We start from the raw sequence: 12,473 nt of genomic DNA, 5'->3' as shown, positions 1-12,473 counted from the left end.
CCGTGTGACTACCAGGTACCCCGGTGTGAAACCGACAGGTCGTGCTTACAGCAGCTGGTCGATGCGGTCGTGGTAGCGCCGGCCCGCCTTGCCGCCGATGATCGCTGCCAGCAGCGTGAGCAGCAGCAGCGCGGCCGCGGCGGCGATCCCGCCGAGGGCGAGCGTGTTGTTCGACAGGGCGACGTCCGGGCGGTTCAGGTCGCTGATCGTGCCGTACTGGTGGTTCAGGAACCAGACCCCGCCGCCGGCGATCGCTCCGACGAGCAGTGCGATCATCCAGACCCCGAAGCCCTGCCGGCCGCCGTCGAACCGGGCCAGCCGGCCGGCGACGTACCCGCCGGTGTAGAAGGCCAGCATGAGCATGAAGATGCTGACCGCGGCGGCGGTGAGCGAGGCGGCGCCGGGCTGCGCCTTGGCGTCGCTCGTGCCGTAGCCGAGGATCTGGGCGGTCCCGAGTGCGGCGGCGGATACCGCTGCCAGCAGCAGGATCGACATCGAGATCGCGATCAGCCAGCCGAAGAACGCGGCCCCGAACTTGAACCCGCGGTACGACAGCAGTTCCGGATCGATGTCCGGATCAGCGCTGAGGACACCCGGAGCGCCGGAGCCCTGCTGGTCCGGGGTGACCGAGATCGTGGTCATCGCCCGGTTGGCGGCCGCCCGCGCCTCCTCGTAGCGCTGCGTGGCGTTCGTCTCGCCTGCGGGCGGGGTGATCGTCGCGGTGTCGCCGGGGTACTGCTGACTCATGTCCGCTGGCTCCTCACTGGTCGGGCTTCGGGGCGGTCCCTACCCGTCCGCACCGCGGCTGACACGGGCCGAGCCCGGATTTAACCGTCTCCTCGTGTGGTCTCACTGACCGTCGCCGGGTATCGGCGCGGAGTGATGACCAGCGGTCCGGCCGGGCGGGGCACGGTACGGGTCTGTGACGAGCCGACCAGGAGCAGACACCGCATGTCAACCGTTTCCGGCGCGAGTTCGGCCAGCGTTGTCACGGTGATCATTTCCTCCGGACCGCCCACGTCGCGGCCGACGACGACCGGCGTACCGGGGGAGCGGTGCTCGAGCAGCAGGTCCCGGGTCGCCGCGACCTGCCAGGTGCGGGACTTCGACGCCGGGTTGTAGATCGCGATGGCGAGATCCGCGGCCGCGGCGGCGGTCAGGCGCCGGGCGATCACGTCCCACGGCTTGAGCCGGTCCGACAGCGACAGCACGCAGTAGTCGTGTCCCAGCGGCGCTCCGACCCGGCTGGCGACCGCCTGCGCGGCGGTCATCCCGGGCAGCACGCGGACGGCGATATCGGCGTACTCCGGTTCGGCGGCGACCTCGGTGACCGCGCTGGCCATGGCGAACACGCCGGGGTCACCGGACGAGACCACGACTACGGTGGAGCCCTTCCGGGCCAGATCGAGCGCGAAGGCGGCGCGTTCGGACTCGACGCGGTTGTCCGAGCCGTGCTTGCGCTGCCGCGCGCGGTCGGGCAGCCGGTCGACGTACGTCGTGTAGCCGATCACGTCGTCGGCGCCGGCGATCGCGGCGCGGACCTCCGGGGTCATCCACTCCGGGCCGGCCGGTCCGAGGCCGACGACCGTGACGGAGCCCTCGGTCGCGGTCCTGGTCGTCGGGGGAGTGAACGTGTTGTTGATCGGGCTGGGGAGCAACGCGAGGGAGAAGTACGGGACGTCGTCCGGATCGACCTCGGTGAGTGGGGCGGTCCGTTGGGCGTCGGTGGTCGCGCGTTCGACGTACCACGCCTCGTCGGCACGGCCGGCCAGTTCGAAGGCTTCGCGGACCCCGGCGAACGTGCGCCCGAGCTTCATCACCGCCGCCGCGTCGGTCGAGCGGAGCCGCTCGGCGAGGACATCGGGTGGGAGGGTGCCGGGCAGGACGGTCAGGATCTCGTCCCGCTCACACAGCGGACGGCCGAGTACGGCGGCCGCGGCGTTGACCGAGGTCACGCCGGGAACCACCTCGCAGGGGTACCGATCGGCGAGCCGCTTGTGCATGTGCATGTAGGAGCCGTAGAAGAGCGGATCGCCCTCGGCCAGGACGACGACGTCGCGGCCGGCGTCGAGATGCGCGGCCAACCGGGCGGCGCAGTCGGCGTAGAAGTCGTCCATCGCACCCTGGTAGCCGCCGGGGTGGTCGGTCGTCTCGGTGGTCAGCGGATAGACCAGGTGCTCCTCGATCTGTCCGTCAGTCAGGTACGGCGCGGCGACCGATCGCGCGATGCTCCGCCCGTGCCGCGCACTGTGGAACGCGATCACGTCCGCGGCGCCGATCAACCGGGCCGCCTTGACCGTCACCAGCTCCGGGTCCCCCGGCCCGAGCCCGACTCCCCACAGGTGCCCGCTCATTCGACCTCACTCGCGATCGCGTTGACGGCGGCCGCGGTGATCGCGCTCCCGCCGCGGCGGCCCTTGACGACCAGGTACTCCAGGCCGAGCTCGTTCGCGGCCAGCGCGTCCTTCGACTCGGCGGCGCCGATGAACCCGACCGGGATCCCCAGCACCGCGGCCGGGCGCGGCCCACCCGCGGTGATCACCTCGAGCAGCCGGAACAGCGTGGTCGGTGCGTTGCCGATGGCAACCACCGCGCCGGGCAGCCGGTCCAGCCACAGGTCGACGGCCGCGGCGCTGCGAGTGGTTTCCAGCTGCTGCGCCAGCTCGACCGTCCGTGGATCCTGCAGTGTGCAGATCACCTCGTTGTCAGCCGGCAGCCGCCGCCGGGTGATCCCGGCCGCGACCATCTGCGCGTCGCACAGGATCGGTGCGCCGCTTTGCAGTGCGGCGCGCGCGTTCTTGACCACGTTGGGCGACCAGGCGAGGTCGGCGACCAGGTCGGTCATGCCGCACGCGTGGATCATCCGCACGGCGACCTGCGCGACGTCCGCCGGCAGGCCGTCCAGCGCTGCCTCGCTGCGGATCGTCGCGAACGACCGCCGGTAGATCTCCGCGCCGTCGCGCACGTACTCGTAACTCACAGCCGCACCCCGTCCACCAGATACCCGTCACTCACCGCAAGAACATCCACAAACCCCGCAGCCGGTTTCCCGCACCGCCGCTCGCACCCGGACCAATGCACCCGCCGTCCGTCCCTTCGCATCCCTGGCATCAGCTGAGTCGCATCCGCCCGTACGTCGGCCAGCGCCTTGGCGCACCGTGGTCGACCCGCGCAGGCCGTGACACCCTCCCAGACCGAGTCCGGCGTCGTCACCAGTCCGACGTCCTCCAGCCCGGCACTATCCGCTGGAACGACGACGGACCGCCAGGGCGTGACTCGGATCTCGTCGGCGACCTGAGTGAGCGCAACAGCCTGTTCCTGCGTCAGACTCCCCAGCGGCACGGTCACCACCAGCGCCGCCCCGTGTACGCCGGCCGTCACCCGGGTCGCCTCAGCCGGAGCCACTGCAGTCGCCGATAAGCCCAGCCGGTCGAGAATGCGCTCCGCGCCCTCAGCGAGCTCAGCGATCCGCCACTCCTGATCGCGGACAGCGAGAAACGCCTCCGCCGCAGCCAGCATCAGCTCCGGCACCTGACCCCACTCGACTCGCACGCCACGAGTCCCGAGGGTCAGTACGCCGGTCTGCTCGTCGACCGCCCGCACCGCGACATCCGCGGTGACGTCCGCCAGATCCCCGCGCCCGTCGTCCAGTGCGAACAAGAACCGCCCCGGCAGGTCTGCCAGCGCGGGGCGAGCACACAGCGCCTGGTCCAGCGCGGTGGCCACCGGAAGTACGTCGTACCGCGAGTGTTGGTCCAGACCGGACAGTGGTGAGGCGAGGATGTTGCGGACGCGTTCGTGGGTGATCGACGGGAGCAGTCCGGCTGCGAAGAGCCGGTCGGACAGGTCCCGCGGTCCGTCGGCGTCCAGCCCGCGGATCTGGATGTTCCCGCGCGACGTGAGCTCCAGCCGGCCATCACCGAGGTCAGCGGCGGCAATCCGCAGTACGTCGAGCTGTGCGGCGGTCAGTCGACCACCGGGCACGCGGACGCGCGCGAGACCACCGTCGGCCGCCTGGTGCACTGCCAGCACACCAGGGCATCGATCGCCTTCAGTCCTCGCCACAGCCGTGATGCTACGTGCCCGAAACCTGCTGTGTTCTGGACCACAGCAGCACCCCGACCGCCAGCGCCGCACACGCGCCACCGGCTGCCATCGCGACTGATACCGACCACGCGTCCACGACGAGTCCTCCGAGCAGCGCCCCGATCGACAACACCGCCTGGAACGAGGAGGTGAACCACACAGTTGCCGCTTCCCGCGACTCCGGCACGGCCAGCGCGAACATGCTCATCGAGCAGACAGGTACGCCGCCGTACCCGAGGCCCCAGATCACCAGCAATAGCAGGGCTCCCGCCGTACTGCGGCCTGCCACTGGCATGAGGAGCGTCGCTACGGCGATCAGGGCAGCGCAGGTGATGAAGGTGCCGGTGAGGCTGCGCGCAACGGACAGGCCGGCGATGACGTTGCCGACCAGACCGGCCGCGCCGTAGACGAGCAGGAAGAGGCCAATGAATTCTGGGCGCACCACGTCGCGGAGGAACGGTGTGACGTACGTGTAGGTCGCGAAGTGTGCCGTCACGATCAGACAGGTGACCAACAGCGCACTCCGGCTGCCGCGGAGGGCTTGCCAGAGTACGGCGGCCCGCGTCACCTGCAGGGGAGGGAGTGGCGGCACTGTGGCGCGTAGCGCGATCAGTGCGAGCAGAGCGAGGACTCCGAGGGCCGCGAACGACGTACGCCAGCCGGCGAACTCTCCGACGAACGTGCCCGCTGGTACGCCGAGCACCGAGCCGAGTGGTACCGCCGAGAAGATCACTGCTGTCGCACGCGTCGCCCACCGCTCCGGGACCAGACGCCCGGCCAGTCCGGCGCCGATCGACCAGAAGCCGCCGATAGTCAGGCCGACAAGGACTCTGGCGACCAGCTCGAGTGAGAAGACCGGTGCGGTCGCTGCGAGAAAGCCGGCGCCCGCTAGTAGAAGCATCAGCACGCAGAGCATCAGACGCCGGTCCAGCCGCGCTGTCGCCAGCGTGACGACTGGTGCGGCAACCGCCGCGACCAGTCCGGGGATCGTCATCAGCCAGCCGGTCCGTCCCGGGGTCAGCGCGAAGTCGGCGCCGATCGGGGTCAGCAGTCCGATCGGGAGGATCTCGGTGGTGACGATCGCGAAGATGCCGAGTGTCACCGCGCCGACCCCGAGCCACCGAACGGTCGATGGCCGGGTTGCCGTCAGGGTTGTCATGCAGTCCAGGCAACCGGCCGTGGTACGCCACAGCTCGCGGTTTCGCGACACCGCGGTCCGGCACGACCAAGCCGTCGTTTTCCCGCGATTGTCGGTGCGGGGTGACAGGGTGCGGCGCATGGTGCTGAGGGAACGACCGTGGCCGGCCGACGACTCGACGCTGCCCGGGTCGGTGATCGGGTTCTTCCAGTTCATCCACACGACGGCGGTGAACAAGCTGGACGGGCTCGACGAGGAGCAGGCCCGCGCGACCCCGCCGGCGAGCTCGCCGGTGATGAATCCGCTCGGGCTGATCAAGCACCTGACCGCGGTGCAGCGGCAGCACATCCAGCGGACGATCGGCGGCCAGGACCTGCCGTCGCTGTGGCGGTCCGACGACCACGACTACGAGTTCCGGATCGGCGCCGACGAGACGATCGCTTCGGTCGTCGCGGCGTACGACGCCGAGTGGGAGCTCTCGCAGCGGACCTTGGGCTCGGTGGACTGGAGTGGGTTCGTGACGGGGAACCACGGGGCGGTGCGGGTCGAGCGGCTGCTGGTCGACGTCCTGCAGGAGTCGGCCCGGCACCTCGGGCACCTCGACGTACTCCGGGAACTCCTCGACGGCGGCCGCGGCGAATGATCCAGCCCAATGATCTAGCTCGGGATCATCTGCCGGTAGATGATCCCGCGTTACCCTCGAAGGTATGGCGCAGCTCCCGGAACGTACCGTCCCTGACCTCACCGGCTACCTCACGCACGCCGGTCACGTCCTGGAGACGCAGCTGTCGGCGGCGCTGGCGGAGGTTGGCCTGACGCTCCGCATGCAGTGCGTACTGCGGCACGCGCTCGAGGCGGAGCGCACCCAGATCCAGATCGCCGAGCTGTCGTACCTGGACAAGACCACGATGGTGGTCACCGTCGACGCGCTGGAGAAGGCCGGGTACGCCGAACGGAAGCCCTCCGCGACCGACCGCCGCGCCCGGATCATCGCGGTCACGGAGTCCGGCGCGAAGATCGCCGCCGAGGGACAGCAGATCGTCGACCGCGTGCACGCGGAAGCCCTCGCCGCCCTGGCCGCCCCCGAGCGCCGGACGTTCGTCGACGCCGTCACCACCCTGGTCGACGGCCCCCTCGCCACCCCGGTCACCGCCCAGCCGGTACGCCGCTCCCGCCAGCGCGCGAGCTGAAACCCGCAGAAGCCATCCAAGCGCACTAGTCTGATAAAAGATCGTCTACTACGGGACTATCTGTTAGGGTCCTTCTTGTCGGTTCGAGGACAAGGAGAGACCTGTGAGTGTGGACGTGGTGGAAACGGCCGTCGGGCGCGGGCGGGCGCTGGTCGTGCTGTGCGTGATGCAGCTGATGATCATCCTCGACGGGACCGTCGTGACCGTGGCGCTGCCGACGATCCAGCGGGACCTGGAGTTCTCGCAGGCGGGGCTCGCCTGGGTGCTGAACTCGTACCTGATCGCCTTCGCCGGGCTGCTCCTGCTGGCCGGCCGGATCGGGGACCTGATCGGCAGCAAACGCGTCTTCGTCGCGGGCCTCGGCCTGTTCACCGCCGCCTCGTTGCTGTGTGGCCTGGCGCCGAACGCGGAGGTGCTGATCGCCGGCCGGTTCCTGCAGGGCGTCGGGGGCGCGCTCGCCTCAGCGGTGATTCTCGGGATGATCGTCAGCCTCTACCCGGCGCCGGGCGAGCAAGCGCGCGGGCCATGGGCGTCTACAGCTTCACCGCCGCCAGCGGCGCGTCCATCGGCCTCATTCTCGGCGGCGTGATCACCCAGACCATCGGCTGGCACTGGGCATTCCTGATCAACGTCCCGATCGGCGTGCTCTCGCTGGTGTTCGCCGTGCGGGTGCTCGGCCACCAACCTGGGCTCGGTCTCTCGAACGGCGCGGATGTCGTCGGAGCCGTACTCGTGACCGCGGGCCTGTCGCTCGGCGTCTACACGATCGTCCAGACCGCTGAACCGCAGGCGACGCTCACCCGAACACTCCTGCAAGCCGCCGCGGCACTCCTGCTCCTGGTCGCGTTCGTCGTGCGCCAAGCACGCATCAAGAACCCACTGCTTGCCCTGCGCATCTTCCGGCGCCGCCAGCTCAGCGTCGCGAACGGAGTCGTCGTACTGCTCTTCGCGGCCGGCTTCGGCTTCCAGTTCACCACCGCGCTGTACGTCCAGCGGGTCCTCGGCTACGACTCGCTCACCACTGGCCTCGCGTTCCTGCCGGCGCCGATCATGAACGCATTGATGTCGCTGTCCATCGCACCCCGGCTGACCGTCCGCTTCGGCCCGCGCAAGATGCTGATCGCCGGACTGGTCGTGTTCCTCCTGGCCCTGCTCTGGATCAGCCGCGCCCCGGTCGACGGCTCGTACGTCGTCAACGTAGGTCCGGTGCTCGCAGTGATGGGTGCCGGTATCGGAGTGGCGATCCCGGCGTCGATCATGCTCGCCATGGCCGGCGCGGACCCCACCGACGCCGGACTGGCCTCGGGCCTGAACAACACCGCACAACAAGCCGGTGCGGCCATCGGCACCGCCGTACTCGCGACGCTGGCCGCCTCGACCACCACGCACCGGCTGAGCCAGCACGCCGGTGACCTACTGGCTCTGAGAGACGGGTACGGCGCTGCGTGGCTCGCCGCGGCCGGTTTCGTCCTCGCAGCGGCACTGCTGTCGATCGGTCTGCTCAGAGCCGCCCCAACTGACCAGTAGTCTTGTCGGCCGTGACGACGTCGAGAGATCCCGATCGCCTGATCCTGTTCACCGACGCGGTCGTGGCGATCGCGATCACGCTGCTCGTGTTGCCCCTGGTCGACCTGGTTCCGGAGGTCAGGGCGGACGGCGGGGACGCTGTCTCGGTCATCACCGAGCACCGGCAGGAGCTCTTCACGTTCCTGCTCAGCTTCGCCGTGATCGCCAACTTCTGGCTGGGGCACCACCGGGTCTTCGAGCACGTCCGCGCCTACAACCCACTGCTGATGCGGCTGAACCTGCTCTGGCTGCTCACCATCGTCGTGCTGCCGTTCCCGACCGAGATCATCGGCGCGTTCAAGAGCGACCGCTTCACCGCCGGCATCTACGTCGGGACGATCCTCGTGCTCAGCATCCTCCAGTCCGCGATCACCTGGCTGGTGCACGGGCACAAGGAACTGGAGGACCCGGACAACCCGGTCAGCAAGCGGCAACTCGTTGGCACGCTGCTGCTGACCGGGCTGACCGTCGTCGCGTTCCTCCTGGCGGCACTCGTACCGGGAGTGAACTTCTACGCGATGCTGCTGCTACTTCTGTCGCCGTTGCTGATGCCGGTGTGGAGCAAGCGCTTCACGCGCCAAGACCAGCCCACAACCCGCACTGGTGCTCAGCAGTGAGGTTCACCTGCTGAATCCCGTTCTGATCGGTCGGCGCGAGCGACAGCCCGTTTACCACGCGTGCGCCGGTCGGTGACCAGTGCGGCCGGTCCGGTCCGTTCGGGTCACCGGTCCGGGCGAACGCGGTCCAGTAGTCGATCATCTGGTCTGACAGCTTCTGCTGCGTTGCGGTCAGCGGCAGGTCGTACCCACCGAGCCGGAACAGGTACGGCAGCTCTGACGCGTGGACGGCGCCCAGTCCGGCCGGCGCGATCGGTGAGTGCTTGTCAGCGAACTCGTAGGCGTACACCGGTACCTTGCGCGCCGCCTGCTGGTCATTCGCTACCTGTGTGCACGACCAGATCCGGTCCGTCGTGACAGCACCCCACGCCGCGGCCGGCGACCCGTAGCGGGACTGGGGGTAGTGCCGCAGTACCACTGGAGCCTGCTTCGGGCCGACCATGTTCTCGACGACCTTCGGGTAGTCCTTGATGTCCCCGAACGCGGCCAGCCAGGCGTTCGCCTCGTCGTGGTTGTTCCCCGAGACGATCGGTACGCGGTGGAACAGTCCGGCCTTCATCGCCTTCGCCGGGCTGAGCGGTACGGCGGCAGTCCCGCCGTACCCGACCTGCGTGAACTGGAGCATGTCGTCCACGAGTACGTCGGACTTCACCGCGCGCAGGCAGTCGAGCATGGACTGACCGGGCTTGCAGGCCAGCTCGGACTTCTTGCCGGCCGCCCACTCCTTGCCGTTCGCCTGCACCTGGCTGGCCGGGATCCACGGGGAGTCCGCGGCCTGGCCCGGGTACTGGCTGTTGTCGCCCCAGTTGAACGCGCACGAGCCGCTCTGCATGATCGCCTTCGCGAACAGGCCCGTGGAGGTCGGCGAGGTGAGCTGGGCGCACACACTCATCCCACCGGCCGACTCACCGGCGACCGTGACGTTGCGCGGGTCACCACCGAAGGCCCGGGCGTTGCGCTGCACCCAGCGCAGGGCGGCCTGCTGGTCCTGCAGACCGTACGTGCCGGACCCCGGCAGGCCCGGGTACCCGAAGAAGCCGAAGATGCCGAGCCGATAGTTGACCGTGACAACGACCACGTCACCGCGGGCGGCGAACTTCGACGCCTCGTAGCTGCTCCCCGCGCCGGAGAAGAACCCGCCGCCGGGAAGCCACACGACGACGGCGCGCGGCTTGCTGGTGGGCTTGGCCGGCGTCGTCACGTTCAGGTACAGGCAGTCCTCGGTGGACGACCCCTTCGGAGCCTCGGAGTTCGCCTGCTGCGGACACACGTTCTGGACCTTCGACTCCCGTACGCCGGTCCACGCCGCGGCCGGCTGCGGCGCCTTCCAACGCAGTGCTCCGATCGGGGGAGCGGCGTACGGAATCCCGTCGTACACCAGGGCGTCGCCGACCGTCTTGCTTGCGACGAGCCCGTTGTCGGTTCGTACGGCGTTGTCTGTTCGTGGGGCTGGTTGGGCTGCTTCGCCGGGACCGGCGAACGCCACCACCAGGCCGAGCGGCACCACAGCGGCCGCTATCGCTGCCAAGAGTTTCTTCGTCATACCGGCAGCCTCGGCCAGGTGGTACCCCGGCCGCTTCGGTCCGGTGGCCAGGGCGCCTAAGACTTTGGTCTACGTCGCAGCAGGTACGTGTCCATGATCCAGCCCTTGCGGTCGCGGGCCTCGGCGCGGACCTTCTCGATCTCGGCCGCGACATCGCGGAGCGGACCGGAGATGAGCAGCTCGTCCGGAGTGCCGAGGTACGCACCCCAGTAGATGTCGGCGTCGGTGTCGAGGTGCTCGGTGAACGCGGTCTGCGCGTCGAGCATCACCACCACGTCGTCCACGTCGTCCGGCCACTGCTTCGCGAGCCGCCGCCCGGTGGTGATCTGGATCGGGCGGCCGACCTGGTTCAGCCCCACCCGGTGCCGTGCGGCGAGCGTCGACACGCTGCTGATCCCGGGGATCACCTCGACCTCGAACGCGAGCTCGCCGCGCGCCAGGATGTCGTCCAGGATCGCCAGCGTGCTGTCGTACAGCGACGGGTCGCCCCAGACCAGGAACGCGCCCACCTGGTCCTCGCCGAGCTCGGCCGCGATCATCTGTGCGCAGACATCGGCCCGGCGCCGCCGCCAGTCGTCGACGGCCTCGACGTACGCCGAGGTGGTCCGGTCCCGCTCCGGGTCCTGGCCGACGACGACGCGGTACTCCTTGCTCGTCGCGTACCGGCGGAGGATCTCCGACCGCAGGTCGACCAGCTCCTGCTTGACCTCGCCCTTGTCGAGCACGAAGAACACGTCGACCCGGTTCAGTGCCGACACGGCCTGCATCGTCACCTGCTCCGGATCGCCCGCACCGACTCCGACGACCACGATCTCGCGCATGCGCCGCAGCCTATGTCACACCGTCAGCAGCAGTGCGGCGGCAAGGACGGATCCCACGACGGCGCCGCCGTAGCACACAGCCACGATCGGTACGGCGTACCGCTTCAGCTGCAGCCCTTCGTACAGGGTGTAGCGAAAGCGGTGCGCCCAGTGGAACAAGGCCAGCACGCAGAGCCCGAACAGCACCAGGCGGGTGATCCAGTTGTGCAGCACGGCGAACACGTGGTCGTAATCAGGCGGCGACAGCCAGCCGAGGGGGAACGCGAGGCCGAACAGGAACAGCAGGACCGGCACCATCAACGCCGCCACCATGCCACCGGAGCTGAACAGCATCCACAGAAACGGTTCCGGAGTCGGCCGACGGCGTTGTGCGGTCATCTCAGCACCACCCACGCGACGACGGCCGACAGCACCAGCCAGGCCAGGTAGTGCGCGGCAACGACCTGCCGCGGCGGCAGCCGACGCCCACGCACCTTGACGGCCATGGCCCGCGGCGCCAGAGCGAACCAGGTCACCACGTGCAGCAGCACGAACAGCATCGCGATCACATTGATTGCGACCACCCACCAGTGCCCACTCCAGTCCAGGAAACGCTGGTACGACGCGGCGCCGTCGCTGATCGCGTTCACCAGGAGCAGCAGGAACACCACGAACCACGCGACGAACACACTGCTGAGCTCACGCAGTACGAACATCGTGTACGAACGACGCTCGAGCCACCAGAACAGGTGGACCGGCCGCTGGTAGACACTCATCGCTTGCGCCGGGACTTCACACTGCGCGGCATGAGCAGGTCCTTGATCGACTGGGTCGCCGCGGTCAGTTTGTAGCGCTGGATCGCGCCGGCCGGATCCACGCCCTTCGGGCACGCGGCACTGCATTCGCCGACGAACGTGCAGGCCCAGATCCCTTCCGGCGACGACAGCACGGCGAGACGCTCGTCGGCGCCCTCGTCGCGGGAATCGAGGTTGTAGCGCTGCGCCAAGGCGATCGCCGCCGGGCCGATGAAGTCCGGTTCGAGGCTGTAGACCGGGCACGCCGAGTAGCACAGCATGCAGTTGATGCACATGCTGTACTGCTGGTACTCGTCCAGCTCCTCCGGAGTCTGCAGGTACTCGCCCTCCTCGACCGGGCTGTGCACGTCCCGAACCAGCCACGGCTCGACCTTCGGCAGTTTGGTCATGAAGTCGTCGATGTCCACCACGAGGTCGCGGACGACCGGGAAGTTGCGCAGCGGCTCGATGCGGATCGGGCCGGGCGCGTAGTCGGTCAGGAAGGTGGCGCAACTCAGCTGGGGTTCGCCGTTCACCGTCATACCGCAACTGCCGCAGATCCCCATCCGGCACGACCACCGGAACGACAACGTGCCGTCCAGCTGGTCCTTCACGTAGGTGAGACCGTCCAGGATCGCCCAGTGCTCGCGCAACGGGACCTGGTACGACTGCACCACCGGCTCGGTGTCGACCCCTGGCCGGTAGCGTGCGACCTCCAGCGTGATCTCGGCTGCCATCC

General features: G+C 69.0%; 15 protein-coding genes. 5 read left to right on the top strand and 10 right to left on the bottom strand.

Features of this window, described 5'->3' with window-relative positions; genetic code table 11:
* Positions 1–45: 45 nt before the first annotated feature.
* The 5 genes from ACWGID_RS26885 to ACWGID_RS26865 all read right to left on the bottom strand — a co-directional run bounded on the left by ACWGID_RS26885 (position 46) and on the right by ACWGID_RS26865 (position 5,245).
* Positions 46–747, bottom strand: coding sequence for a hypothetical protein (locus ACWGID_RS26885; protein WP_452201069.1), 702 nt, complete (start codon positions 745–747; stop codon positions 46–48).
* A gap of 80 nt (positions 748–827) precedes the next feature.
* Positions 828–2,354, bottom strand: coding sequence for a precorrin-2 C(20)-methyltransferase (locus tag ACWGID_RS26880; RefSeq protein ID WP_452201067.1), 1,527 nt, complete (start codon positions 2,352–2,354; stop codon positions 828–830).
* Positions 2,351–2,980, bottom strand: coding sequence for a precorrin-8X methylmutase (locus ACWGID_RS26875; protein WP_452201065.1), 630 nt, complete (start codon positions 2,978–2,980; stop codon positions 2,351–2,353). The genes ACWGID_RS26880 and ACWGID_RS26875 overlap by 4 nt, the downstream gene beginning before the upstream one ends.
* Positions 2,977–4,065, bottom strand: a complete 1,089-nt coding sequence (locus ACWGID_RS26870; RefSeq protein WP_452201063.1) for a precorrin-3B synthase — start codon at positions 4,063–4,065, stop codon at positions 2,977–2,979. Before ACWGID_RS26870 ends, ACWGID_RS26875 begins: the two co-directional genes overlap by 4 nt.
* A 10-nt stretch (positions 4,066–4,075) precedes the next feature.
* The gene (locus tag ACWGID_RS26865) at positions 4,076–5,245 is read right to left on the bottom strand and encodes an MFS transporter (RefSeq protein WP_452201061.1); all 1,170 of its coding nucleotides are present in this window, start codon (positions 5,243–5,245) and stop codon (positions 4,076–4,078) included.
* Between the two features lie 118 nt (positions 5,246–5,363).
* Between ACWGID_RS26865 and ACWGID_RS26860 the strand changes: the two genes are divergently transcribed.
* From ACWGID_RS26860 to ACWGID_RS26840, 5 genes are all read left to right on the top strand, one after another.
* Complete coding sequence (locus ACWGID_RS26860; protein WP_452201059.1) at positions 5,364–5,867, top strand: DinB family protein; 504 nt, start codon at positions 5,364–5,366, stop codon at positions 5,865–5,867.
* A gap of 64 nt (positions 5,868–5,931) precedes the next feature.
* Positions 5,932–6,414 carry a MarR family winged helix-turn-helix transcriptional regulator gene (locus ACWGID_RS26855; RefSeq protein WP_452201057.1) on the top strand — a complete coding sequence of 161 codons (483 nt, stop codon included), beginning with the start codon at positions 5,932–5,934 and terminating at the stop codon, positions 6,412–6,414.
* Positions 6,415–6,517: 103 nt separating this feature from the next.
* The gene (locus ACWGID_RS26850; protein ID WP_452201055.1) at positions 6,518–7,003 is read left to right on the top strand and encodes an MFS transporter; all 486 of its coding nucleotides are present in this window, start codon (positions 6,518–6,520) and stop codon (positions 7,001–7,003) included.
* Positions 6,940–7,941, top strand: a complete 1,002-nt coding sequence (locus tag ACWGID_RS26845; RefSeq protein ID WP_452201053.1) for an MFS transporter — start codon at positions 6,940–6,942, stop codon at positions 7,939–7,941. Before ACWGID_RS26850 ends, ACWGID_RS26845 begins: the two co-directional genes overlap by 64 nt.
* A gap of 11 nt (positions 7,942–7,952) precedes the next feature.
* Positions 7,953–8,597 carry a TMEM175 family protein gene (locus ACWGID_RS26840; protein ID WP_452201051.1) on the top strand — a complete coding sequence of 215 codons (645 nt, stop codon included), beginning with the start codon at positions 7,953–7,955 and terminating at the stop codon, positions 8,595–8,597.
* Here the strand turns inward: ACWGID_RS26840 and ACWGID_RS26835 are convergent.
* From ACWGID_RS26835 to ACWGID_RS26815, 5 genes are read right to left on the bottom strand one after another with little or no spacing between them, the layout of a single operon-like run.
* Positions 8,551–10,140, bottom strand: coding sequence for a carboxylesterase/lipase family protein (locus ACWGID_RS26835; RefSeq protein ID WP_452201049.1), 1,590 nt, complete (start codon positions 10,138–10,140; stop codon positions 8,551–8,553). The genes ACWGID_RS26840 and ACWGID_RS26835 overlap by 47 nt on opposite strands.
* Positions 10,141–10,196: 56 nt before the next feature.
* Positions 10,197–10,961, bottom strand: a complete 765-nt coding sequence (gene cobF / locus ACWGID_RS26830; RefSeq protein ID WP_452201047.1) for a precorrin-6A synthase (deacetylating) — start codon at positions 10,959–10,961, stop codon at positions 10,197–10,199.
* Between the two features lie 15 nt (positions 10,962–10,976).
* A complete protein-coding gene (gene frdD, locus ACWGID_RS26825; protein ID WP_452201046.1) occupies positions 10,977–11,339 on the bottom strand; it encodes a fumarate reductase subunit FrdD in 363 nt (120 codons plus the stop codon).
* Complete coding sequence (locus tag ACWGID_RS26820; RefSeq protein ID WP_452201044.1) at positions 11,336–11,716, bottom strand: fumarate reductase subunit C; 381 nt, start codon at positions 11,714–11,716, stop codon at positions 11,336–11,338. The genes frdD and ACWGID_RS26820 overlap by 4 nt, the downstream gene beginning before the upstream one ends.
* Entirely contained in the window at positions 11,713–12,471 is a 759-nt protein-coding gene (locus ACWGID_RS26815; protein WP_452201042.1) for a succinate dehydrogenase/fumarate reductase iron-sulfur subunit, read from the bottom strand. Before ACWGID_RS26815 ends, ACWGID_RS26820 begins: the two co-directional genes overlap by 4 nt.
* Positions 12,472–12,473: the final 2 nt, after the last annotated feature.

This window comes from Kribbella sp. NPDC054772 (assembly GCF_053611945.1).
The sequence above is the reverse complement of the archived record's forward strand: the minus strand, read 5'-3'. Positions and strand labels throughout refer to the sequence as shown.

What these genes read in the sequence shown, in the direction of transcription:
- ACWGID_RS26885 (WP_452201069.1), bottom strand. Translation starts at nt 747, where the DNA reads ATGAGTCAGCAGTACCCCGGCGACACCGCGACGATCACCCCGCCCGCA.
- ACWGID_RS26880 (WP_452201067.1), bottom strand. Translation starts at nt 2,354, where the DNA reads ATGAGCGGGCACCTGTGGGGAGTCGGGCTCGGGCCGGGGGACCCGGAG.
- ACWGID_RS26865 (WP_452201061.1), bottom strand. Translation starts at nt 5,245, where the DNA reads ATGACAACCCTGACGGCAACCCGGCCATCGACCGTTCGGTGGCTCGGG.
- ACWGID_RS26860 (WP_452201059.1), top strand. Translation starts at nt 5,364, where the DNA reads ATGGTGCTGAGGGAACGACCGTGGCCGGCCGACGACTCGACGCTGCCC.
- ACWGID_RS26855 (WP_452201057.1), top strand. Translation starts at nt 5,932, where the DNA reads ATGGCGCAGCTCCCGGAACGTACCGTCCCTGACCTCACCGGCTACCTC.
- ACWGID_RS26845 (WP_452201053.1), top strand. Translation starts at nt 6,940, where the DNA reads ATGGGCGTCTACAGCTTCACCGCCGCCAGCGGCGCGTCCATCGGCCTC.
- ACWGID_RS26835 (WP_452201049.1), bottom strand. Translation starts at nt 10,140, where the DNA reads ATGACGAAGAAACTCTTGGCAGCGATAGCGGCCGCTGTGGTGCCGCTC.
- cobF (WP_452201047.1), bottom strand. Translation starts at nt 10,961, where the DNA reads ATGCGCGAGATCGTGGTCGTCGGAGTCGGTGCGGGCGATCCGGAGCAG.
- frdD (WP_452201046.1), bottom strand. Translation starts at nt 11,339, where the DNA reads ATGACCGCACAACGCCGTCGGCCGACTCCGGAACCGTTTCTGTGGATG.
- ACWGID_RS26820 (WP_452201044.1), bottom strand. Translation starts at nt 11,716, where the DNA reads ATGAGTGTCTACCAGCGGCCGGTCCACCTGTTCTGGTGGCTCGAGCGT.
- ACWGID_RS26815 (WP_452201042.1), bottom strand. Translation starts at nt 12,471, where the DNA reads ATGGCAGCCGAGATCACGCTGGAGGTCGCACGCTACCGGCCAGGGGTC.